This window comes from Cytophagales bacterium (assembly GCA_019456305.1).
In the GTDB taxonomy this organism is placed as follows: domain Bacteria; phylum Bacteroidota; class Bacteroidia; order Cytophagales; family VRUD01; genus VRUD01.
Map to the genome: position 1 here is coordinate 15,035 of VRUD01000013.1, position 24,531 is coordinate 39,565.

The window sequence follows — 24,531 nt, forward strand, 5'->3', positions numbered from 1 at the left end:
AATCTATGGCAGAATTCCAAAAACCACAATCAGAAAAAGAATTTGATAAAAATTTCGCCCAGATAAAGCCGGTGATGAACGAAACAGAGGCTTATTACGAAAGCTCAAGGTGTTTGTTCTGCTATGATGCTCCTTGTGTTGCTGCCTGCCCTACAGGAATAAACATCCCTCTCTTTATCAGGCAGATCAGTTCAGGAAATCCGATAGGCGCTGCACAAACCATTTACGATTCAAATTATTTTGGATTTGCATGCGGGAAGGTTTGTCCAACCGAGGTTTTGTGTGAAGGATCGTGTGTTTATAATGAACAGGATATAAAGCCTATTGAAATAGGACGATTGCAGAGTTACGCTACAAATGATGCTATAAAGAAAAATAAAAAACTGTTTATTCCCCCGCCAGATAACGGCAAAAAAGTAGCGATCATAGGTGCCGGGCCTGGTGGAATATCCTGTGCCGCAGAGTTGCGAATGCTCGGCTGCCAGGTAAACATATACGAATCAAAAGAAAAGCCATCAGGGCTGACCGTTTATGGTGTTGCGCCTTACAAAATCACAAATGAAGAAGCGCTGAAAGAAATGGAATACCTGGAAGAGCAATTTGGTTATAAAGTAAAGTATAATCATCCAATTAAAGACAAAAAGCAGTTAGAGGAATTAGAGCAAAATTATGACGCCATCTTTATCGGGATAGGTTTGGGGGAAACTTCAAGCATAGAACTGCCGGGCGAAAACCTTGAAAATTGCATTGGTGCAGTCGAATTCATTGAAAAGCTGCGAATGGAGCATCATAAAGTTAAAGCAGGCAAAAAGGTGATCGTATTAGGTGGTGGCAATACTTCCATGGATGCCGCATCGGAATCATGTAGAATGGGAGCAGAACAGGTAATACTGGCATATCGCAGGTCAAAGAAAGAAATGCCTGCCTATGAGTTTGAATATGATCTGGCAAAATCTGTGGGGATAAAAAGCTTATTCAACGCAGCACCGGTTGAGATCATTGGTAATGAAGTAGCAGAAGGAGTGAAATTTATCAGGACAGATTCAAAGAACGGCAAATTAGAAACAATTCCCGGAAGTGAATTTGTGGAGGCATGTGATATGGTGATCAAAGCAACAGGCCAATCAAAGCAGGTAGAACTTTTGAGCCTGATCCCCGGTTTGAAATTAGATAAAGGTAAAATAATAGTAAATAAAGAAAACTACCAGACAGGAAACCCAAAATATTTTGCTGCCGGTGATTGTGTGAATGGCGGCAAGGAAGTGGTCAATGCCGTGGCGGAGGCGAAGGTTGCTGCGAATGGGATTCACAGGTATTTTAAATCTAACAACAGATAACGTGTTGTCGGGTGTTTCCACCCGACACCCCTGTCGAGTAGAAACACCTGACAGCACTACAAGAAAAAAATCTTCTTAAGCTAAATTAAATCCCAAATATTTTCATCTTCCATTCATTCTAACGTTGTTCCATTATTGCAAATTAAATGTGTTTTTCTTACTTTTGTGGATTGGATATCAAAAATAGATAATAATTTATGAATGACCGGATTATAATAGACCCAGATATACAACATGGCAAACCTGTAATTAAGGGTACAAGAGTTCCTATTACACGTATTATTGGAGGGATTGCAGGAGGTATGACGAAAGAAGAAATAGTACGTGAATACGAAGTCACGGAAGAGGATATTCGTGCTGCTCTGAAATATGCTTGTGAGCTTATTGAAGAAGAAGAATTTCACCCTCTTCCAACGATAGAATAAGGTTATGCGATTTTTAATTGATGAGGATTTGCCACGTTCAACTTCAGATCTTTTGCAACGTTATGGACATCAAGCAACAGATGTGCGTGACATAGGTTTAAGAGGTGTAAAAGACACACAAATTGCTTCCTACGCTAAAAGTAAAGGCTTGTGCATACTAACAGGAGATTCTGATTTTGGGGATATACGTAATTATCAACCGTCTCAATATAATGGAATTGTCGTTTTAGGTATTCCTAGAGATTCAACAGCTATGTTTATTCTCAATCTATTAGAAGGATTGCTTAAACAAGATAAGGTGGTTACGGAAATGGGTGGCAAATTATTAATCGTTGAACCTGGGCGTATTAGAGTAAGAAAAAAATAGTTTAATGGATAAATTCCAAATAATCACCCAATATTCCCCATGGTTAATATTGCTATGTTTGATTGCAGGATTTACCTATTCTTTTATTTTATACCGCAAGCCATCTCCCTGGAATAAAACAATAAATCAAATTCTTTCAGTCGTTCGCTTCCTGCTGGTTTCGTTCCTTTGTTTCCTGTTATTAAGCCCTTTCGTAAAACAGATCAGGAATTTTATTGAGTTACCTACCGTTGTCTTTGCTGTTGACAATTCTCAATCAATAACATTAGGATCGGATTCCACGCAATTACAAAAATACCTGTCTGAAGTAGAAAAGGTAAAAACAGCATTGGAGTATGAGGATATTAAGGTAGACCTGCAAACATTCAATGAAGATGAAAAATCAAATTCCCTTAATAATATAAAATTCAATAAAAATTCAACGGATATAAGCCGCCTGCTAAAAAATGTAGAATCAAATTATGAAAACAGGAATTTAGCCGGGGTCATATTAATATCTGATGGTATTTATAACCAGGGTATCGCTCCGAATTTTTTCAATTACAATTTTAACATTTTCACCGTTGGGCTCGGTGATACTATACCCAGGAAGGATATTAATTTAAGGGCGCTTTATTACAATAAAATTGCCTATGCAGGTAATAAATTTCCGGTCGTAGCTGAAATTTATAATACCGGATTTAAAGGTGAAACTATCAATGTCTTTCTGCGCCAGCATGGAAAAATAATAGCAAAGAGACCTTTCAGGATCACTAATAATAACAGCATTAATGAGATAGAATTTTATATTACCTCTTCACAAAAAGGGATCCACCATTATGAAGTAATGACAGAGCGCCAGGATGGAGAGTTTACATACATCAACAATACAAAGCATGCATACATTGATATTATTGAAGGAAAAGAAAGGATCCTGCTTGTGGCATTAACGCCTCATCCGGATATTAAAGCAATAAGAAGCGCAGTAGAACAAAACGAAAATTACGAGTTTAACACCTACATTTTAAATGTAGAGCACGGGCACAAAGAATTTAATGTAGAAAAGTATGACCTGATCATCTTTCACCAGGTACCCAATAAATACAATAAAGGAAATAAACTTATTCAAAAATTCCGCAATATACCCCACTGGTTTATCCTGGGGAGCCAATCAAATTTCCAGACGTTCAACCAGGTAAACAACGGCATAATGATCCACCCAAGAGGCAATCAAACAGATTTGGTAACTTCATCTTTTAACCCGGATTTTGATAAATTCCGGTTTTTAGAATCCAGTCAGGCTATCCTGCAAAAGCTGCCGCCTTTGAAAGTTCCTTTTGGTGAATATAAGATCTCTCCAAATACTGACGTGATCTTCTTTCAGAAAGTTGGAAGTATAACTACCGGCAAACCCTTATTTATAGTAAACGCAGATCCGGACTACAGATCAGCGGTTTTATTGGGTGAGGGTATCTGGAAATGGAGGCTGCAGGAATATTTACAGACAGATAAGTACAATACATTTGATAATTTGATCATTAAACTGATCCAATACCTGTCAGCCAAAGAAGACAAAAGAAAATTCAGGGTTTATCCAATTTCAAATGAGTTCAACAGCACGGATAAAATAATTTTTGAAGCCCAAATTTATAACGATGTTTATGAAAAGGTATATGGCAAGGAAATAGCGCTTAAGATCACCGGTGAAGAAAATAATTTCTGGTCATACAGTTTTGTGAATAGTGAAGATTATTCAAGATTTGAAGCAGGCAGCCTGCCGCAGGGTATTTACAGGTATCATGCTTCCTGTAAAATTTCCGGTAAAACCGAAAATAGCGCAGGAGAATTTACCATTAAAGAGCTCCAGCTTGAAGCAACCAATACAACGGCAGATCACAATATGCTCAGACAATTAGCGGAACAAACTGGCGGCAAATTCTTTCTGTCTGAAGATATCAAGCAGATTGCCGGACATCTTATTGATAGCAATATTGCAAAAAATATTATTCACAGTAAGGAAGCATTATCAGAGCTGATCAATCTCAGGTGGCTGCTGTTTTTGTTCCTGTTTCTGGTCTCTTTGGAATGGTTTGTCAGGAAGTATAAAGGAGGGTATTGAGAGACGGGAAATGGGGAAAGGGTTTAGGTGAATATACCTGATAATTATTTTATTATACTTGTTTTCAAATTATCAAATCTTTTTAACCGTTACGCCCAGATCAACCATTTCCTGTAATTCTTTCCCTACATTTTTCATTTCAGTATCATTTTCTTTATAACACCAAATTATATCAACCTGGTACCCCTCTTTACTTATTTTTTCAAGTTTATAAAGTAATTCCAGAAAGCATTTGTATGATGATGAATTAAAATAATCAAGATTAAAGACAATTTTAGTATATTTGTTCGGTTTGGCACAATATTGATCCAGCCAATCCAGTATTGGACTGTAATATTCTGAAGTATTTTCCGGAAAAGAGTTGCCGGAAATTTCAAATTTGTTATTTTTGGGGTCAAATATTATATTAGGAGTATCCTCTTCGGCATTGAAATTAAGAATGTCCATGATTATAAATGTATAAAACAGCAATAATACAAATAAGAACATAGTTATACAAATTGATTAAAAAAATTTTAACACAGAGGGCACAGAGTTTTACGAGTTACACAGAGAAAGATTAAAAGGTATATTCACAGAAATATTGTCGGCTAAAAAATAAAATTAGTTACTCTGTGTTAAAATATTAATAACATTGAAATTCCGATAAAATAAAATCAAATTCAAATGCGAAAAACAATATTATCATTTTTAATTATCATTATTATTAATATTTGCGGCTACACCTGGGGTTTCTTTGCCCATAGAAGGATCAACCATCTTGCGGTATTTACCCTGCCGACTGAGATGGTCAGCTTTTATAAGAAACACATTCTTTATATCACTGAAAATGCAGTGAACCCTGACAGAAGGCGCTATGCGGTAGAAGGAGAAGCGCCCAGGCATTATATTGACATTGATCATTTTGGGAAAGATGCTATTTATACGATGCCCCGAAGATGGGAAGATGCAGTTGCAAAATACACAGAAGATACCCTTATGGCTTACGGTATCGTGCCATGGCATATCAACACGGTGAAGTATTGGTTAACAAATGCATTCAGGGATAAAGATGTAAACCGCATTTTACGTATTTCGGCAGACCTCGGCCATTATATTGCAGACGCCAATGTGCCGCTTCATACCACCGAAAATTATAACGGTCAGTTTACAGGCCAGTATGGGATACACGCATTCTGGGAATCACGATTGACGGAATTATATTCGGATGAGTATGATTTTTTTGTGGGACAGGCAAGCTATATTAATGACCCATTGGAAACTGCCTGGAGTGCGGTTACTCAGGCCCATCTTGCTTTGGATTCGGTATTTTCATTTGAGCGGCAATTAAACCAAAAGTTTTCCGGGGATAAAAAGTATAGTTTTGAGGACAGGCTTAACCGGACTACACGCGTTTATTCAAAAGCTTATTCTAAAGCATACCACCAGATGCTCAATAACCAGGTTGAAAGGCAGATGAGAAGAGCCGTCAAGATGACAGGTGACTTCTGGTACACCTGCTGGGTAGATGCAGGCCAGCCCAACCTGGATGAACTGACCGGAAATGAATTAACGGAAGATGAAATTAACAAACAGAAAGAAGAGGAAGAAAAATGGAAGAAAGGAAAGCTGAAGGCAAGGAAGCATGAACGTTGATATAAAAGTTGCTGGTTACTGGGTACTGGTTGCTGGGTAAAGGTAGTGATTACTGTCAGAAAGAATTACCAACCTGCCTGCCGAAAGCAAATAATCCAGAACCCAGTAACCAGAGCCCAGTAGCTGTTCATTAAGAGCACAAATAATAGATTGAAATATAAATTTCATTTAAACATTGAAATTCCGACTTCAATTCAAATGTCCGCCTCAAAATGCAGATAAAATCCATGTTCCCCACGACCATTCACACTGTATTCAATCCTAAACACTGTATCATAAAAAGTCACAATATCCAGCCCAATTCCTCCACCTTGAAGAAAACTATTGGTTAATGGATTGTTTTTTTTTGTAAAACTTTTATTTACCACATATCCTGCGTCTGTATAGACCTTTAAATAAAGCGCAAAAGGAATGGTTTGAAACTGCCGGATCGGGATCAAAGTTTTAAGTTCTTTTGTAGTTGAAAATAGCTGCTTTTTCAGGGTAACTTTTCCCAGCAAATAGTGCTGTCCGTCAATCACATAAAATTCATAGCCCCTTACAAAGTCCTGGTAATAGCCAAATGCCATGGAATTAAACCAGGGCTGTATTTTGGGGATGGAATTTTTTGTTTTGATCAACCAAGCCAGGTAGGTCTTTTTCCCAACATCCCAAAATTTTGAATAACCGGCTGTAAATTCCAATTGATTGATGTCATTGAATATGCCTGTTCCGGGCTTTTTTACTTCAAACATAAAATAACTTCCTTTAAGAGGATAGTATTGTATATCTCTGAAATCTCTTTTATAGGCATAGCTGACCTGGAAATATTTTTGTTCATGATCCCCCTTATTATTAAAATAATTCGGATTCAGCGCTATTACTGTGTCAGCAATGGTATTGTAGTTGAATTTTATATCAAGAGAATGGCTTATGTGTATTGCTTTTCTTCTAAAAAGCTTCACCCCGGCATTGAACCTTTCTCTGATGAATTCAGGGTCCTCATAAAAAACAAGCTTATTTTCGAAGGCTTTGACCGTATCTCCTGTCTTATAAGCAATCTCCCTGTTTCTTGAATAAGATATTGAAGGCCTCATGCCTACAATTTGTTTTTTGTCAATATAGGGGATGTTGTAATAAAGTTCATATTTTCTTGTATAGCCTGATTGTAAAACAACCTTTAGCCGTTCATTTTTACCCCTGCAGTTTTCCTGGTAAAATCTGATCCCGTATTCAATCCTGTCAAGGTCTTTATTTTGCTCGTCCCACCAAACATTGAAATTCCTGTCTGCCAATTCTAAGATAGGGATAGGGAAGGTGTACCAGCGTTCTTTTACAATAATAATTATATCTATGAATTCATTATTTTCTGATCTTCCCTCATTCCCCTGCCCGCCTGCCTGCGCCTTTGGGGCTCCGGCAGGCAGGCGTTTTACGTCTGAATATACCAAACGCTCTGCGCTTAGCTCTACTGTTACAAACAAGCCAGTATTAAAAATATTATTCCGGTTAATTTCCAATAGGTGGTCTATAGATCCTTCAGTCAAAGTATCACCAACACCAAAATTCAATTCTCTAAGGATTATAAGATCTTTTGTTCTTGTATTTCCCAGTGTAATAATTTCCTTGATGATGATAGATTTTTTGTCAAATTGTAGAGACGTTGGGTAGAGACGACCAAATTGGGCGTCTCTACCCAACGTCTCTACAATTTGACTTGTATCCTGATCCGAATGACTTGGTAATGCGTTGATATTATAGATAAGAACATAGCTTTGCAAATTGATTAAAAAAAATGCCACTAAATCACGAAAACACAAAATCCCACAAAAAAAAGGTTTATAAAATAATTTAGAGGGATTTTGTGTTTTAGTCCCGCCAAAGGCGGGATTGTGGCAAAACATTGAAATTCCGATACGTTTAAAATAGAAAAAAATAATGATACAACATTTTGTTTCTTTTGGAAATGTCATAACTTTGTCTAAATGTTGAATTAAACTGATGCCAATATACGTATGTATAATGCTAATCCCGCCTTTGGCGGGACTAATGATATGAAAAACTATTTAACATACCTGTTTTTAATGATGCCTTTTTACCAGATTACCTATGCACAGGTCAATCCTGCCTCAACCATAGTGACTTTTCAAAAAACTTTTGGAGGAAAAAATGATGATATTGGCAATTCAGTTCAGCAAACTAAAGATGGGGGTTATATTATCACAGGCGGTACGAGAAGTTCCGAAACAGAGCTTGATGATGTACTTCTGATAAAGACCGATGCTCTTGGAGATATTATATGGGAAAAATCGTTTGGAGAAAAAGGTAACGATGCCGGCTGGTCAGTTCAACAAACTGCAGACGGTGGCTATATTATTGCAGGCGAGATGAGCCATTCCAGGGCAGCGAAAACCTATGTCTATCTTATCAAGACCAATGCTAAAGGAGATGTTCTGTGGGAAAAATCGTTTGGCGGAAAAGATTACGATGCCGGTTATTCTGTTCAGCAAACTGATGATAATGGGTATATTATCACAGGCGAAACCAGCAGCTTTGGAGCGGGGGTAGATGATGTTTATATAATTAAGACCTCTGTTAAAGACGATGACCATTTGACAAAGACCTATGGAGGTAAAGACAGTGATGTGGGTTATTCAGTGCAGCAAACTGCTGACGGAGGCTTTATTATCACAGGACTTACCAGCAGCTTTGGAGCAGGAGGCTTTGATGTTTATTTGGTCAAGACCGATGCCCGGGGAGAAGCGCTTTGGACAAAATCCATTGGGGGGAAACAAAGCGATGCCGGCAGATCAGTACAGCAAACTACTGACGGGGGTTATATTATAACCGGATTTACCGAAAAAGGAAATTTTGACGTTTATTTGATAAAGACCAATGCTGCCGGAGATACAATGTGGACAAAAACCTTCGGAGGAACAGGCAGTGATGTCGGCTATTCAGTACAGCAAACTACTGATGGGGGGTATATCATCACAGGAGAGACCAGCAGCTTTGGAGATGAAGACTTTGATGTTTATTTGATAAAGACAAATTTCAATGGCACAACGCTCTGGACAAAAACCTTTGGGGGAAAGGGCATTGATGTTGGCAGATCGGTCTGGCAAACTGCTGACGAAGGCTTTATTATCACAGGATGGACTGAGAGCAGGGGGGCAGGCGGTGTTGATGTATTGTTGATCAAAACCGATGCCAAGGGGAATTGCAAGGAACCCTCTAACAAATGACGAGTGATGAATGAAAAATGAAGATGGGTTATGGATATTGGGATGCTGGTTTTTATTCGTATCATTTGTAAATCAAAAGCATGGTCATAGATTCAGGAATTTTTATTGCTAAGCGCAGATATACAGATTCACATATTTATAGTCTTAACATTTGCGACACTAGTATAAGTAATACTGTTTTTGTATCTTGATTTTTTTTCAACCAAGTCTAACAGACTACGTAAATTCTCATTTAATTTAATAAACCTTACCTTTTTGCCAAGCAAATTTAATTTAGTCCTATGGCTGTGCAATTCGTCAAAAAAGGATCTTGTTGCATAAGATATTTCAGAAAAGTCCAGATTGATGTTATTCTCAGTTGATTTCGAGAGAATATCAAATAGATCACGTGCTGCCTGTCGGGTAATTAAACCCGAGGCATTAAATAGTTGACTGATATTTATTACTTCATTTGACATAGTCATATAAGTTAAACGTAGAAACAGGCTTGTTAAGTTTCATCATAACGATTGTTCCCTTCCAATAGTATTTGGCAAAGTTAATGAATTTTTTACCAAATTTAGCAGAATGCCAAAATGCAGCATCACCAGACATGATGAAAAACTCTCCATTGAATTCTCTTTCTTTAAAGTTGAGCGAGGGAAAAAGAGATTTTTATTTGATTTTCTACGAATGTTTCTGGTTAAACGAAAACCCATGCGGTGGGGTATGCTCTTTGCCACCGCAGGTACGAGGATGGCAATTGATAAAACTGCTGTGAGCCTTCAATACCCTACAACTCTACTTGAACTATACTAGGCTTTGACGTGAAGTATCTATGGAATATCCATGCCTTTGAAGTGGGGGAATTAGCGATGTGTTATGAGCGATCTCCACTTCTACATAATACAAAATATAAGCTATAAAAAAATAATATAGTAAATAATTTGGCATTTATGAACATAAATAGTTATATTTGCAAAAAATGTCTCAATTATGAAAACAAAAAGAGAAAGATTTGAAATTATTGCTTCAAATAGAGTTCAAAAGATTATTGATACTCTTGATAGCTTGAGTAAGTGTTCTAACAGAAATAACTATGAATATAATGAGATAGATATAAGAAAGATGGAAAAAGTATTCAAGGAAAAAATGAATGAGGTATTAGCTTTATTCAATAATGGTCTCAAGAAAGGGTATAAAACAGAATTTAAATTTTGAAGCAATAAATAATCGAGCATTACATGCTATATTACATCAATACTTGTATAGAATATGAACAATGAACAGGTCAAGCAATTGTGTCTGAGTCTAATGACGGCAGATACCGAACGAGATATTATTTCAATTCTCAAACAACATGGTTATTGGGAGAGGTCAGAGTTTTGGCGATATTATGGAGACAAAGAGAATAATTACAGTGCTGCAGGTAACCAGGCTGACGAAGCTGAGGCAGCACTGGTGGAGAAAATTACGAATTCCAGGGATGCGATATTGATGAACGAGTGTTGGATGAAAGCTATAGAGCCAAAAAGCGATGAGGCACCGTCTGGCGTAAAGGAGGCTGTTGCAGAATTTTTTGAAGAAAACCCAAAGAACGAATTGGCGGGGCAAATAAAAGAATGGTCAAAAGAGAAAAGGCGTGAAATTGCTAAAAACATATCTGTTTATATAACTGGAAATAAGCCAGCAAAGGATTTGTTTCCTTGCATTAATATTGCCGATAAAGGTGAAGGTCAAACACCACTCGAAATACCTAATACCATACTCTCATTAGGAGAATCTATTAAAAGGAAGATACCCTTTGTGCATGGGAAATGGAATATGGGTGGCACTGCAGCATTGGTTTATTGTGGAAAGGCCAATTTACAATTAATTGTAAGCAGAAGGAATCAGCAGTTGATCAAGGATGAGGAACGGAAAGAAACTGATAATAATTGGGGTTTTACTATTGTGAGAAGGGAAGACCCAGTTGGCAAAGAAACATCATCAACGTACAAATATCTAGCACCTGTTGAAGCAGAAGCAAACCCTGGTAAGGGTGAATTATTAAACTTTAATAGCAACACCTTCCCAATTTTTGCAAAATATAATGAGCCGTATTCTGTGAAATCAGAGTGGGGTACACTTGTAAAACTATATGAATACGAGACCAGGTACAAGCAAAATGTGCAGGGAAGTGGAGGACTGTTGCGCCCTTTAGATTTGTTGGCACCTGATCTTGGCTTGCCCTTCCGTCTGCATGAATGCCGATACGAAGGAACTCCTGGCTCTTTTGAACATCAAGTTAATGGCCTGCGTGTAAGGTTATACGATGACAGAGGAAATGCGCTCGAACCAGGATATCCAACTTCGCATAATACCGTAACTAATGGAGAACCATTTTCATTCTCTTTATATGCCTTTAAGGATGACAAGGCAAAAACATACCGTGACAGCGAGAAAGGTGTCATTTTTACTCTCAATGGTCAAAGTCAGGGATGGTTTGATGATAGAATTTTCACAAGAAATAAGGTTAGTTTGGGATTCTTGAAGAACTCCTTGCTGTTAATTGTAGATTGTAGTGGTTTAAGCTATCGGGCGCAGGAGAAACTATTTGTAAATGATAGGGTGCATATAAGAAAGGGGCCATATAGAGATAAAATCGAAGATGAAATAATCGACTATCTTGCTAATCACCAGGGGTTAAGCGACTTGCAAGAAGAAAGGAAAAGGCAATTGCAAGCTGACAAACTTGATGATTCAAAGCCATTGGAAACGGTGCTGTCAAGTGTGTTCAAACATTCAAGTGCCCTATCAAAAATATTCCTGAAAGGTCAACGGCTTTCCAACGCTTTTAGATCCGAAAGGGTTGAGGGTAAAAACAAGGATTACAAAGGCCTTCCGTATCCGACATATTTCAAATTCAAAAAACTTGATTATGGTAAAGTGCTTGCTCGTGATGCATTTCAGTCGACCAGGTCAAGAATTGGATTTGAAACCGATGCTGAAAATGATTATCTGATAAGAAAAACTAATCCCGGTAGCTTCAAGTTGTTCCTGAAGGATGAAAAAGGAAACCTCATTGAGGCAAAGCAAAAGCACGTAGTCTATGGATTGAGCTTACTAAATGGCATTGCGATCGTGAATATTGATATTGATTCACAAATGAAAACAGGGGATAAGGTACGCTTTATGCTTGAAGTGACTGATCCTATGCGAATTGCGGAACCCCCATTCCAAAATGAGTTTGTACTGACTATTTATCCGAAACCAACCAAAAGAACAGGGGGTAAATCAATGAGGTCTAAACCACCAACCACTATTCCAGGTAAAGATAGAGATAAATCGGGTGGGGTTAAATTTCCAAAAATTTACCAAGTCAACGAAAGTGAATGGGGTAAGCATGAGTTTAATAAGTTCTCGGCAATGAGAGTTGTTAAATCCAAAATTAATGAAAACGGTAAGAATGAGGTTGAATTTACATTTTATGTGAACATAGATAATATCTACTTGCAGCATGAGGTAAAGGATAATATTGAGGATAAAAAAACAACAGAGGCTTATTTCAAATATGGTATGGCTTTGCTTGGCATATCAATTATTTATGACGACCAGCAGAACAAGGATGAACAAAATAAGTATGAGGGTATTGAAGAAAGAATCGCTGGATTTTCAAGGGCAATGGGACCAATGATAATACCCATGATTAAAGAATTTGGAGACCTTGACTTAAAAGATGAACTGCTTGAACAGTTAGCTGATTAACCTGTGAAATAGTACAACCTCATTTGAACTGGGAGTTTTGCCTTTATTTTGTGTATACCATTTGCGGTTGGGTACTTCTCTCCAAATTCTTGATTTGAATGGCTTAATTTCATAGAACCCAGCCAATTTCATCACTTCAAGATACTTAGGTAGCTGCCATTCAGGTTTGGAAAACGCTAATACCTGGACAATAAGGGTTTCGTTGTCACAAACCTTTGCGACAGAAGAAAAGGTATCCTTGATATTTTGGAAGTAATTAATAAGCCCTTCCTGCTGCCGATTGCCCATCGTGTAATGAGTCAACCCATGCCCGTCTAAACTATTTGCAATCCAGAAAGGTGCCGGGGTTTCTTTGCTACCATGTATTTGCCAACGGTGATAGACCACGTGAATACCTGGGTAAGGTGGAGATGTGAGAACCAACTTTGGTGAGTTCGATTTTTTAAGCGTTCTTGACCGTTTGATTTCAATTGCTGGTTTATTGATTTGCAAAGACATAACATCGTTTTTATGTTCAGCAAGTGCGAATTTGAGTTGGGTAGAGCCAACGAGCATTTGCTCTATTGTAGTCCATAATTTAGCACGGAATCTCTTTGCGGAAGGGATTTCTTTTTTTGAGTCAAGTGCCCATTGCCCTGTCTTCAACAAAACACAACGCAAAAAATTCTTTACTTTTACTGTAGTCCTTACTTTTTCAAGGTCATTGATAAACTGTTCGGATAATTTGCGAATTGGCCATGTGGTTTTGTTAGATAAGTTTCTTTGGTAGCCAGCTTCAATCCATTGTTCAGGTCGTTCTGAGTGAGATTTGCAGTTCATTTTTTTAATTGTCAAGGCAGTCCACTTTTTAACAAATTCAGTTTCTTTCTCTGTTAATGGGGAAGTTTTGACTGAGGCAATAAAGTACGCCAAACTGCTTATGTCAAACCCAATGGCAGGTCTATTAAGAATCTGCGCTTCAACTAAGGTTGTTCCTCCACCCATGAAAGGGTCGAGAATAAAGTCTCCAGGTTCAGTGAATGATTCAATTGCTTCTCTGGCGAACAATGGTGAGAATCGAGCCGGATAATTATAGAAATCATGGGTGTATCCTGATACCGTACTTCGGTCATTAACGGCTTTTACAAAAGTATCCAGATTTATTCCTTTTGCTATCATGTTAGTTTTTTGTTGATACGAGTAGTTCTCTTATGTCCACATCTAGGATTCTTGCTATTTTTTTTAAATTTGTTAAATGCGGTTGTGATTTATTGTTACAAATCGATGCAATGGAGGTGGTGCTTTTTCTAAGTTTCTCCGCAAGCCATTTTTGTGTTTTACCTTGAATTACAAGTATCTCCTTTATTCGATTGATACGCTCCATGATTTGTATATTGAATGTAAATATAAGTTCTGCTTATATTAATAGAAGCAAGAATTTCACAAATATAAGAATAATTAATGTTAATAACTAATATTTGAATGTTGATAAAAGCAAGCTCTTTTGCAAAGTTTTGGTTTGCCTATCAACAACTTCCTGTTGGTATCTTGTATATCAGATTATTAAAACCAGATGAAACATATTAACTTTGCATTCGTAGGATTCCAACTAATGTATTACCGGAGAAAAATATTGCTTGCGTTGTTAGAGAAAATGGGCGGTAAGCTACTGCCTACCGATATGCAAAAACTACTTTTCCTGTTTTGCGAAAGACAAAGGGAAAAGAACTACGAGTTTGTACCATACCGTTTCGGTGGTTTTTCCTTCCAGTCGTATGCCGACAAACGTACCCTTACAAAATATGGTTATTTAAGTGATGTGGACGGATGGGAACTGACCGATAAGGGCAGAAACTTCAGCAGTACATTAAAAAATGAAGATCAAACTGCGTTGCAACAGGTTGCGGCAAGGTATGGCAAAATGCGGGGCAACCCATTGGTGAAGGAAGTTTACCGGAATTACCCGTATTATGCCATTTACAGCGAAATATTGGAAAAGGTGCTGTCACAGGAAGAAATAAAGAAAGTGGAAGCGCAGAGGCCAAAAGAGAACAGCGAAGCGTTTTTTACGATCGGCTACGAGGGTATCTCGCAGGAACGATATCTTAACAAACTGATAAAAAACAATGTGAAGCTGCTTTGTGATGTGCGGAAAAATCCGCTTAGCATGAAGTACGGGTTTTCAAAAAATCAACTAAAAGATGCTTGCGAGCATGTCGGCATACAATATTTGCATATCCCTGATTTGGGAATTGTCCCGGAAAAGCGAAAGGAACTCAACACCAAAGAGGATTACGAAAGATTGTTTGAGGAATACGAGCGCACCACTTTGCGGGAAGAAAAGGAGTCGTTAGACCGGTTGCTGACTTTGTTGAAACAATACAAGCGGATTGCCATTACCTGTTTTGAAGCATGTGAAACGCAATGCCATAGAGGCAAGGTAGCCAAAACGTTGCAAAAAATGCCGGAATGGAAATATCCTGTAAAGCACCTGTAAAATGGCAAAACAACGCGTATTGATTACCGTCAAGACCTACCCGACCATTTCTAAAAAATACGATGAAATAGTTTGCACTGCCGGATTTACGGCAGAAGGCAAATGGATTCGTCTTTACCCGATTCCATTTCGCAAGCTGGATTACGTTCACCAGTACAAGAAGTACGATTGGGTGGAAATGGATTTAACCAAAAACACCAGTGATTTCAGGCCCGAAAGCTACCGGCCTGTTAATATAGATGTTGACGAACCTGTTAAAGTTGTTGGGCATATTGAAACAAAAGACAATTGGGCCGAACGGAAAAATATTGTATTGAATACGGTGTATGACGATTTAGAGCGATTGATTTTAGAAGCAAAGGATAAAAAGGTTTGTACTTCGCTTGCGGTTTTCAAGCCGACAAAAATTCATGATTTTATTTGCGAAGCAGTTGAACGGGAATGGGATAACAAGAAGAAAGAACAATTGTTACAAATGAAACTGTTTGAGCAAAAGAGGGATTTTGAAGTTGTTCGGAAACTGCCCTACAAGTTCAGCTATGTGTTTGAAGATGTAAACGGCAAGAAACCAACTTTGATGATAGAGGATTGGGAAATTGGCGCTTTATATTGGAACTGTCTTGCCCGCAATGAAGGTGATGAAAAAGCAGCTTGCAAGGAGGTAATAGCGAAATACTTTGATGATTTTGCCAAAACCAAAGACCTGTATTTCTTTTTAGGAACTACAAAAGTGAATCATTTTGTAGCAAAGAACCCTTTTATCATTATAGGAACTTTCCATCCTAAACCGGTAACTCAATTAAAATTAGACCTGTAAAAAGCGGGCGGGGAAATTTAGCTCTTTCAGATTTTTTTATTTTTCAATAATTAATTTAATAGTTTCAATCTCCTTCGTATCAGCAGTGTGTACTCTTATTAAATAAATTCCATTGCTAAAGTTTGAGAGGTCTATCCTGTTTATTCTATTGTTTAGCTGTCCGCTGGTAATAATTTTACCACTATTGTCAAGGATATCAAATTTAAAGTGGTTATTCTCTTGTAATACTAGGTTGCAATGATCCTTCGCAGGATTGGGGTAGATCTTTGATATTATTTTAAATTCGTCAATGTCTGTTTGAACGATCTCTGTTCTTTCTTCTTCTTCAATGTTTTCTTTGCCGTTCAATTTAGGTTCCCATTCTATCAAAGTGTACGCTGGCAGACTGTCAATTATTGAAGTATATATTTTTCTCAATTCTATTTTGTCAGGCCTCAGTATAATTATGTCTTTTTCTTTGTCAATGAATTTTACTATGTTTTTATGATCTCCTTTTTCAATTATTTCATCTAATAAAAACATTTGTTCCAACCCGGTATTCAGTCCTTTTATTGTTTCATAATTAATTTCTACAGCATATATCCAATAAGCCGTGTCATTTATCTGTTCGTTGAAGTAGTACAGGCCTTTGTACTGACAAACTGTTCCTGAAAAAATAGTGTCATTTGTAGATTGGTTTACTACGAAATTGTACCTGTCTGGTTTTCTGAAAGATACATTGTATTTTATTGTGTCATTGCCGTTTGTGATCAAAAAATTTTCTCCAAGTATATAAGTTAAATTTTTGTTTCTTTTAGGGAAGGGGCTGTCAAATGAGGATTTAGGGTTAAATTCAATCTCATTGCATTTAATACAACAAAAACAAATGAAAGCAATAATTATGGCTTTTAGTCTGTTCATTTTTTATATTGTCACTTTGCGCATGGCGCATGGAGCATAGCGCATAGCTCCCATACTCCAGGCAATCTAATCATGCCTGTCTTTCATTAATCTTACGGGTGATACGCAGGTATGTTACAAATTTTCAAATTACCAAAGAATCTAATTCCTTAATATTTCTGATTTACTTTTCATTTATTGTTCTTTACAAAGAGTCTAATTCCTTCAGTTCCTTCTCAAACCCACCGCTCAATATAGGAAACCTGCACCATGATATTTTTTTAGATACATACTACTTTTTTCCTTTTAATTTTTTGACTTCCTGTTCCAATCGTTTCATTTCCTCTGCATCCAATGCTTCAATTTGTTGTTTACGGAATGTTTTATATTCGTTTTCTGCCAGTTCCTTTGCCATTTTATGCGATATTCTGCCGGCATCCAACAGTATTTCCCGTTCGTTCAGTGTCAAAAAAGCATTGAGTTTTTTCTCCCAGTCGTTCATGTACATAGATTTGCGGTTACGCGCCTGCAATTCTCCAAATGCTAAGTACTGTTCTACAATAAGATTCAATTCAGTCAGTTCATCCTGTGAAAGATAGTTTTTAGCTACGGCAACATCTGTTTTGCGGATTTTTCCTTCAGGGCTATTTTTCCATGAGGTAAGTCCCATGCTGGGCTTTTTTGCATTCGTACGCTTGTAAATTATTTCTGCTGCTGTATGACCGTGTATTGCCCAGTGCATTTTGTTTTGCACAGCGGCAAAAAACCTTTTGGCTTGTTCACTTTGGGTGTCATAATCAATGCTTGTGGTGTAAATATCTTTTATCTTAGCGTAGAAAATCTTTTCAGAGCTTCGGATGTCCCTGATTCTTTCTAATAGTTCATTAAAGTATTGATTTGTGTGGCCTGTTTCTTTAAGGCGTTCATCATTGAGGGTAAAACCTTTGATAATGTATTCTCTGAGACGTTGGGTAGCCCAGATCCTAAACTGTGTGCCCCTATGCGACTTCACCCTGTAACCAACGGAAATTATAACGTCTAAGTTGTAGTATTCCAGGTCGCGTGAAACCTCTCTGCTGCCCTCAGTTTGAACTGTTCGGAAATTCCGAACAGTTGCTTTGTCCTGGTGAAGCTCGCCTTCTTCAAAAACATTGCGAATGTGCTCGCTGATAGTGCTTTTTGCCTTCCCGAAAAGCTCGGAAAGCTGGTTTAGCGTAAGCCAAACCGTTTCATTGTCTAACCGCACCTCAATTTTGGTTTGTCCGTCTTCTGTTTGGTACAATAATATTTCCGATTTACTTTTCATTTATTGTTCTTTACAAAGAGTCTAATTCCTTCAGTTCCTTCTCAAACCCACCGCTCAATATAGGAAACCTGCACCATGAGCGCGGGTCTATATTGAACTCATCAAGGTAAAATGAGGGCGCTATCCTTTCCCGTTTCCATTGATTTTTTGCCCATAAGGTGAAGAATTTTCGGATGTGTTTTTTTAGAAGGCTGTCATTTTCCAGGCCTTTTAGCTGATCATATACTTCAACAGGAGAAAGGCGATCGCTTATAGCAGCTTTTTCAATTGCAATTAATGTGGAATATGGCATCAGATCGGCCTCATCGGTTTGGTTTTTTTCACTGGGTCGTAATTCGGCACTTGGCAAAAACGCATTTACATTTTTTAATGCTTTATACCCTAACGTTCTCTCTGCCCATTGCAGCCACTGCCGGATAAATACTTTATCAATTCCCGCAATAGGAGCCAGGCTGCCTGAAGTATCGCCATCCATGGTGGCATAGCCCACATCCCCTTCACTCCGGTTGGAAGTAACGATCAAAAGGGCATTTTTTGAATTTGCCATCATCCATATTAAAGGAGAGCGGGTTCTTGCCTGGATATTCTGCAAGGTTATATCATCATTTTTCCAGTCAAATTTTCTGCCAATGGCAGATTCTATTTTTTTGGTAAATAGATCTATTTCTTCATCTATGTTCCAGTGATAAAATACTGCACCAATTGAATCTGCCAATGTCTTAGCCGATTTGTAAGTTTCTTTACTCGAATTTTTGGTACCCTGGTAAACACAGGTAAGGATTTTTGATACTAAATATTTTACCGTTTCTACATTTGGACCCAGTCCACTACAAATGTTCAATTTTTCCAAAAATCGTGAAGTACCAAGCTCATCTATCGCCCTTTTCACCATTTCAGCCACCAGCACCGCACAAGTTGAGGAGTCTGCGCCCCCGCTTAATGAAATTACAAAGCCTTTGCTTTTACTTTTTCGTAAATAATCAAAGAGGCCTAAGGTGGCAGCATTTAAGAACTCTGTTTCTTTTTTCTGCTCAACAGTTTTTGCACCTTCGATATTTTCAAAACCTCGCAGGTTTTTTATAGGAGACGTTTTAAAATTAATTTCTGCAGTTACCAGGTTAACATCTTTAAATGACAGTCTTTTATTTCTCTGCAACAATTTCCCGTTCTGTGCAATAAGAATTTCCCCATCAAAGATCAATCTGCCAGCTTCATTCCCAAGCAGATTAGCATACACATAGGTACAATTAAACTTTTTTGAGCTATTAGTAACCAACTCCTCTCTCTTTTGAGATTTCCCGATCGTAAAGGGGCTTGCACTTGGATTTAAAATCAAGTTCACATTTTTTTTAGAATGCCTTATACAAGGCCTGTTTTCATGGAGGGCGTCCTCACAGATCTCAAAACCAATTTTGATTCCCCCGGTATCATAAATCACATCTCCAAATTTATATTTACTATTATTGCTGCTGCCGCTTCTTTTGTTTGTGATCCTTAAAAGATCAATTAAATCCGCTTTCCAGGGCGTGAACCATCTGTGTTCGTAATGCACACCGTCATTGGCCAAAAATTGTTTGGCGGTAAATCCTAAAATTTTTTTATTCTTTACCAGGCACACAGTATTATAAAGATTTCCATTAAAATAGACCGGCAAACCGATACTCACGATGATATTACTGCACCAGGGCAGGATCTCAAAGAGTTTATCCAATGCTTTTTTGTGAAGCCAGTGACTGAGAAAAACATCTTCACATCCATAGCCCGTCAAGCACAATTCAGGAAGGCAAAGGATCTGAACATTTTGGGATTGAGCTTGTTTTATCGCAGTGATAATATTTCTCATATTGTTGTCCCAGTCAAGAGGAGTTTGATTTAGGGCTGCGCCAGCGATCTTCATAAGTAAATCCGAATTGCATTCGGATATTAAATTATTTTCATTTTTAATTAATAAAATTTAACTGGTTCAGATGAAAATAAATAAAATTCTCCATTTGTTTGATAATAGTGAATTGTAAAAGTATGCTCCAATGATAATGTTGGATTTTGATTAAGTACCAATCCAAATCCCTCTGGAGCTTGTTGTGGATTGGATGACAAATACTGGTTAAGACTTGATTGTATTTTTCCATAAAATGTTATATCAAAAAAAATATTCAATGTGTCTCCAGCTAAATAGCCTGGTTTGAAATTTGCATTACTTTTTATTATCACGTTTTGAATCTCTTCATCTGTACCTAAATATCCAGGACCTGCACAACTGCAAGCAAAGGTTCTATTTATAAATAAATTATCAGGTAGTAATATTGGTGGATCTATTTGACCATAATAATTAACAATAGCTTGAATATTTAATGCAAACTTAGTAGCATTTACACTATCTGTTGATAGTAATTTTTCATAAATGAATCTTTCTTTATCTATCCCAATTATCTTATAGTTCTGTGTAGTAAAACCTTGTATATCATAATATGGCGGTGCATCTTTACAATCGCACTTATACTTCGTGCAATTAGGTACACCTGTTATAAATAAAAGAATAAATAAAAAAATAAATATTATTTGTTTCATAATAAAACTATTTTTTAATTAAAATATGAGTCCACTCTTAAAAGTCTTTTTTGCCACAAAAGCACAAAAACACTAAATCCCACTAAAAATTAACTAATTGATTTTCAGGGTTTTGTGGGATTTAGTGCTTTGGTGATTTGGTGGCATTTTTATTTTTTGGACTTATTAGAGTGGACTCAAAGGTATTAGTTAAAATAATAAGTAAAGTGCAAAGTTTAAAAAGAATAGATTTAATATGCAAGAAAAAGATTGATTATTTAATTTGAAAATAGTCATCAAATTTTCAAATTAAACCATCTTCCATTACCTTTCAGTCTTCAACCACCTCAAACTCTGTTCGCCTGTTCATCTGGCGGCCTTCGGGGTTGTCGCTGCCGTCAGGGTTTTCATTGGGGGCAATGGATTTTGTTTCACCGTAGCCAACTGCTTTTAACCGTTGCTTATCAATTCCCTGCTTCACCAAATGATCCACAACTGCCTGGGCACGTTTTTCTGATAATCGTTGATTGAAATCCGTACCGCCTTTGTTATCGGTATGACCTGAAATTTCAATCTTCAGCCTGGAATAATGTATCAATAACTCATGCAACCTCTCAAGCTCTGCTATCGATGTGGGCCTTAAAGTTGCCTTATCATAATCAAAAAAGATATTATTGAGCACAATTTTTGCTCCAACCCGGATTTTCTTCAGCGCTAAATTCTTTTCAATTTCCTGGTATTCTTTTAAAACAGGTATATCAAAATTCTCTGAATGAAATAAGTACCCCTCTTTACTAACATTAATGCCGTAGTTCCTGCCCGATGGCAATGATATAAGGTATTTGCCTGTTTGAGTATTAGAAGACAATTCTCCAATAACTTTATTTGAATCATTATCAATGATCTGGATATCAGCCCCTAAATACCCGGAAGTGATCTTGTCAGTAATGACACCGGTTAAAAGTGTGAGCTTTTTGGATGGCTTTGGGAAAGTGATCTTATAAAGGTCTTTTTCACCTTCCCCGTCTTTACGGAAAGATGTATAATATCCTCTCTCGCCATTAGCAGATAAAACGAAATATATATCATCGTTGTTTGTATTGACAGGATACCCAAGGTTTCTGGGTTCAGACCAAACTCCTTTATCATAGGTCGCCTCAAAAATATCGTAGCCTCCCAGCCCCTGGTGTCCCTTTGAACTGAAATATAAGGTTTTTCCATCAGGGTGAAAGAACACACCATCTTCATCGTATTTTGTATTGATCTTACTGCCCAGGTTTACAGGTTTATACCATGTGTTACGGTCTTTCTTTTTGCTCATATAAATATCTCTGCCTCCCTGTCCACCCGGTCTGTCACTTACGAAAAAAAGCGTGCTTTCATCGGCAGATAAAGAGGCTGATTTTTCAGCAAATCGCGAATTAATACCTTCCGGTAAACGTTCGGGTGGCGCCCAGACGTAACCATGCACATTGGAAACATACAGATCCCCTCCATCCCCACTCTCATCTTTATAAATAAACAATTTTTGCCCGTCTGCTGATAAGCCGATTACCGATTCATGCAGATCGGTACAGATCGGAGTTTCCATAGATAATGCCGGCAGCCATTTACCCTCTACGTTAATAGTTACATAAATGTCTTCAAAAAACCTTCCGTCAATAGGATCTTTTCCACCACCGGTAGTTTCTTCCCTGCGGGAAGTAAAGTACATGACCGACTCATCAGCAGTGATCACAGGGCCGTATTCAGGGAAGGTAGTATTAACATTGATTCCCAGGTTTTCTATTACCACATCTACAGGATCTTTTACAAATCTTTTTGCCTGCCGGCACTCTTCTATTCTTCTATCAATGATGGCCCCGATATTTGTCACTTTAACTTTTGCGGATTTTTGAAAATTTTGATCTTCCCTGATGATCTTGGCAATTATTCTTGAAATATACTTTTTACTTAGTTCGCCTTGCGAAAGAGTGCTTTTGTAGTTATCATATCCGGCTATGGCTTTATCAAGCTGGTAATTAAGCTGATAGGCTTTGGCTAATAAGTAATGAACCTCAGGGTTGCCTTCAATTTTTCCAGCCTTTTCTAGATACGGGATTGCTTTTGTTTTATCATTGGTATTCAAATAGCACAGCCCGATCATATAACTCAAAACATTATCTTCCGGGGCCGACTTAGATGCTTTCAAGTACAGCTCAAGGGCAGTATCGATTTTAGGGATCAGCCCGTTCAAAAGCTTATCTGCTTTATTGATATTTGCAGCAGCACTGCCTGCATCCTGGGCAATTATCGGGCATGTGTACAGACAAATGATTAAAAGAAATAAACCAATTATTGCCCATACTGAATATCCTGAATTCTTCATGGTAAATATTTTTATTTTCATTGTATCGGAATCCGATAGCTATCGGATTCAATGTTTTGCCACTAAATCTCTAAAACACAAAATCCCACAAAAGCAGTAAGCAGTCCCGACAAATCGGGATCTCTGTTGCACTCCGATAGGCAGTTGACAGCAGGCAATATTGTCAACTGTCAATTGTCAACTGCCTATTTCTTTTGACTAATCCCTACCTGTCAAACCTCGGGCATGGTAAAGACCTCCTTCTTCTCTTGGTAGGTAGAGGCGCTTCATAAATAAGTGAGATCTCCGGCCCTCCCCTGCCATTGCTTGCCAGTCTTAATGACGATACATTTATATCATAGCTTATTCCCAGAGTAAAATTCTGGTATTCTCCCCCTATCATCATTACCAACGCATCACCTAACCGGTACCAGCTCCCCAAAAATACAGTTCCGCTTACATCGTACTTGTAATCTTCTACTAATTTATATCCCACAGATGTTCCTAAAGTTAGCTCCTGTGCCTTTTTCTGACGCATATACAATGCTGATGGCCTGATATCCCATTTCTTATTCAAACTTAGTTTTGCATTGCTATGGATTGTTACCATTCTGCCTAAACGGTCTAATTGACCCTCGAAATTCAGAACAAAGTCATAAAACGACTCTGGTGGAGCAAGCAAATGAAATAATCCTATTCCGGTAGCTACCTGTACCTTATCATTTGGTATGAAACTCCATAATAAGCCTGTGTGTACATCTAAATGTGAAAAACTTTTAGTATCATTTATCCCCTCTCCATTGTCGGGTCCCAAATTACCGGTATTTGGATCCCATTGCTCATTAAAAGTTAATTGGCTGTAGTCTAATTTACGCTGTACAAAGCCTGCCTGGACGCCCCCGGATAAATAATTCCATTTATTGATCCACTTAAAATAGGACCCGGAAAGCATAAACTTCAGGTTAGTCAAATTTCCCGTACCGGCCTTATCTTTTAATATTACCAGGCCTGCTCCTACCCAGTCTTCGCCCAATTCATCACCCAAAAAGGTCATATCAGCCGAAAAAGACATGGTAACAAAAGGAGACGCAAAACCCCTCCATTGGTTCCTGTAGTTGAGGATACCCCTAAGCTCACCTTCAATGGCTCCCGTCAATGCCGGGTTTACATTTAAGGGGGAAAAATAGAATTGTGATAGATGAATGTCTTGGCAGAAACAGTCAGCAGTACGCAGCAGGCAGCAGGCAATTAGCGCTACTATGATAATAAACTTTTTCATAATTTTATTCTTTTATTGATGAAATTTTACTTTTTTCACTTCTTTTAATCAAAAAAATAGCAACTAAT

The 24,531-nt window shown here is 37.7% G+C and carries 22 protein-coding genes; 11 read left to right on the top strand and 11 right to left on the bottom strand.

Annotated features, from left to right (window positions below; all coding sequences use genetic code 11):
• The first annotated feature begins 5 nt into the window (after window positions 1–5).
• From FVQ77_04315 to FVQ77_04330, 4 genes are all read left to right on the top strand, one after another.
• Window positions 6–1,337: an NAD(P)-dependent oxidoreductase gene (locus FVQ77_04315; protein ID MBW8049558.1), complete on the top strand. Its 1,332-nt coding sequence runs from the start codon at window positions 6–8 to the stop codon at window positions 1,335–1,337.
• Window positions 1,338–1,534: 197 nt separating this feature from the next.
• Window positions 1,535–1,762: a DUF433 domain-containing protein gene (locus FVQ77_04320; GenBank protein ID MBW8049559.1), complete on the top strand. Its 228-nt coding sequence runs from the start codon at window positions 1,535–1,537 to the stop codon at window positions 1,760–1,762.
• Window positions 1,763–1,766: 4 nt separating this feature from the next.
• A complete protein-coding gene (locus tag FVQ77_04325) occupies window positions 1,767–2,129 on the top strand; it encodes a hypothetical protein (protein ID MBW8049560.1) in 363 nt (120 codons plus the stop codon).
• Window positions 2,130–2,133: 4 nt separating this feature from the next.
• Window positions 2,134–4,227: a VWA domain-containing protein gene (locus FVQ77_04330; GenBank protein ID MBW8049561.1), complete on the top strand. Its 2,094-nt coding sequence runs from the start codon at window positions 2,134–2,136 to the stop codon at window positions 4,225–4,227.
• Between the two features lie 72 nt (window positions 4,228–4,299).
• On the opposite strand, the gene FVQ77_04335 is transcribed toward FVQ77_04330, so the two are convergent.
• Window positions 4,300–4,716 carry a DUF1987 domain-containing protein gene (locus tag FVQ77_04335; protein ID MBW8049562.1) on the bottom strand — a complete coding sequence of 139 codons (417 nt, stop codon included), beginning with the start codon at window positions 4,714–4,716 and terminating at the stop codon, window positions 4,300–4,302.
• A 177-nt stretch (window positions 4,717–4,893) separates the two neighbouring features.
• Between FVQ77_04335 and FVQ77_04340 the strand changes: the two genes are divergently transcribed.
• Entirely contained in the window at window positions 4,894–5,862 is a 969-nt protein-coding gene (locus FVQ77_04340; GenBank protein ID MBW8049563.1) for a S1/P1 Nuclease, read from the top strand.
• 194 nt (window positions 5,863–6,056) lie between these two features.
• Here the strand turns inward: FVQ77_04340 and FVQ77_04345 are convergent, their stop codons facing one another.
• Window positions 6,057–7,814: a BamA/TamA family outer membrane protein gene (locus FVQ77_04345; GenBank protein MBW8049564.1), complete on the bottom strand. Its 1,758-nt coding sequence runs from the start codon at window positions 7,812–7,814 to the stop codon at window positions 6,057–6,059.
• An 81-nt stretch (window positions 7,815–7,895) separates the two neighbouring features.
• Here FVQ77_04345 and FVQ77_04350 point away from each other — a divergent pair, with 81 nt between their 5' ends.
• Window positions 7,896–9,086, top strand: a complete 1,191-nt coding sequence (locus tag FVQ77_04350) for a hypothetical protein (GenBank protein ID MBW8049565.1) — start codon at window positions 7,896–7,898, stop codon at window positions 9,084–9,086.
• Between the two features lie 128 nt (window positions 9,087–9,214).
• Here FVQ77_04350 and FVQ77_04355 read toward each other — a convergent pair whose 3' ends face one another.
• Window positions 9,215–9,544: a hypothetical protein gene (locus tag FVQ77_04355; GenBank protein MBW8049566.1), complete on the bottom strand. Its 330-nt coding sequence runs from the start codon at window positions 9,542–9,544 to the stop codon at window positions 9,215–9,217.
• Window positions 9,545–9,653: 109 nt separating this feature from the next.
• On the opposite strand from FVQ77_04355, the gene FVQ77_04360 reads away from it, so the two are divergent.
• The 3 genes from FVQ77_04360 (at window position 9,654) to FVQ77_04370 (ending at window position 12,812) form a co-directional block, all read left to right on the top strand.
• A complete protein-coding gene (locus tag FVQ77_04360) occupies window positions 9,654–9,884 on the top strand; it encodes a hypothetical protein (GenBank protein ID MBW8049567.1) in 231 nt (76 codons plus the stop codon).
• Window positions 9,885–10,061: 177 nt separating this feature from the next.
• A complete protein-coding gene (locus tag FVQ77_04365; GenBank protein MBW8049568.1) occupies window positions 10,062–10,286 on the top strand; it encodes a hypothetical protein in 225 nt (74 codons plus the stop codon).
• A 54-nt stretch (window positions 10,287–10,340) separates the two neighbouring features.
• Window positions 10,341–12,812 (top strand): hypothetical protein, encoded by a 2,472-nt coding sequence (locus FVQ77_04370; GenBank protein ID MBW8049569.1) that lies wholly within the window; start codon window positions 10,341–10,343, stop codon window positions 12,810–12,812.
• On the opposite strand, the gene FVQ77_04375 is transcribed toward FVQ77_04370, so the two are convergent.
• Window positions 12,801–13,970, bottom strand: a complete 1,170-nt coding sequence (locus FVQ77_04375; protein ID MBW8049570.1) for a site-specific DNA-methyltransferase — start codon at window positions 13,968–13,970, stop codon at window positions 12,801–12,803. The genes FVQ77_04370 and FVQ77_04375 overlap by 12 nt on opposite strands.
• A 1-nt stretch (window position 13,971) precedes the next feature.
• Complete coding sequence (locus FVQ77_04380; GenBank protein ID MBW8049571.1) at window positions 13,972–14,175, bottom strand: helix-turn-helix transcriptional regulator; 204 nt, start codon at window positions 14,173–14,175, stop codon at window positions 13,972–13,974.
• Between the two features lie 228 nt (window positions 14,176–14,403).
• Here FVQ77_04380 and FVQ77_04385 point away from each other — a divergent pair, with 228 nt between their 5' ends.
• Window positions 14,404–15,288 (top strand): DUF488 domain-containing protein, encoded by an 885-nt coding sequence (locus tag FVQ77_04385; protein MBW8049572.1) that lies wholly within the window; start codon window positions 14,404–14,406, stop codon window positions 15,286–15,288.
• A 1-nt stretch (window position 15,289) separates the two neighbouring features.
• Window positions 15,290–16,105: a hypothetical protein gene (locus tag FVQ77_04390; GenBank protein ID MBW8049573.1), complete on the top strand. Its 816-nt coding sequence runs from the start codon at window positions 15,290–15,292 to the stop codon at window positions 16,103–16,105.
• Between the two features lie 36 nt (window positions 16,106–16,141).
• Here FVQ77_04390 and FVQ77_04395 read toward each other — a convergent pair whose 3' ends face one another.
• The 6 genes from FVQ77_04395 to FVQ77_04420 all read right to left on the bottom strand — a co-directional run bounded on the left by FVQ77_04395 (window position 16,142) and on the right by FVQ77_04420 (window position 24,463).
• The gene (locus FVQ77_04395; GenBank protein MBW8049574.1) at window positions 16,142–17,005 is read right to left on the bottom strand and encodes a T9SS type A sorting domain-containing protein; all 864 of its coding nucleotides are present in this window, start codon (window positions 17,003–17,005) and stop codon (window positions 16,142–16,144) included.
• Window positions 17,006–17,276: 271 nt separating this feature from the next.
• A complete protein-coding gene (locus FVQ77_04400; protein ID MBW8049575.1) occupies window positions 17,277–18,290 on the bottom strand; it encodes a hypothetical protein in 1,014 nt (337 codons plus the stop codon).
• A 10-nt stretch (window positions 18,291–18,300) separates the two neighbouring features.
• A complete protein-coding gene (gene nadE / locus FVQ77_04405) occupies window positions 18,301–20,187 on the bottom strand; it encodes an NAD(+) synthase (GenBank protein MBW8049576.1) in 1,887 nt (628 codons plus the stop codon).
• 47 nt (window positions 20,188–20,234) lie between these two features.
• Window positions 20,235–20,858 (bottom strand): hypothetical protein, encoded by a 624-nt coding sequence (locus FVQ77_04410; protein ID MBW8049577.1) that lies wholly within the window; start codon window positions 20,856–20,858, stop codon window positions 20,235–20,237.
• 310 nt (window positions 20,859–21,168) lie between these two features.
• Window positions 21,169–23,226 carry an OmpA family protein gene (locus FVQ77_04415; GenBank protein ID MBW8049578.1) on the bottom strand — a complete coding sequence of 686 codons (2,058 nt, stop codon included), beginning with the start codon at window positions 23,224–23,226 and terminating at the stop codon, window positions 21,169–21,171.
• A 184-nt stretch (window positions 23,227–23,410) separates the two neighbouring features.
• Window positions 23,411–24,463: a type IX secretion system membrane protein PorP/SprF gene (locus FVQ77_04420; protein MBW8049579.1), complete on the bottom strand. Its 1,053-nt coding sequence runs from the start codon at window positions 24,461–24,463 to the stop codon at window positions 23,411–23,413.
• Window positions 24,464–24,531 lie beyond the last annotated feature (68 nt).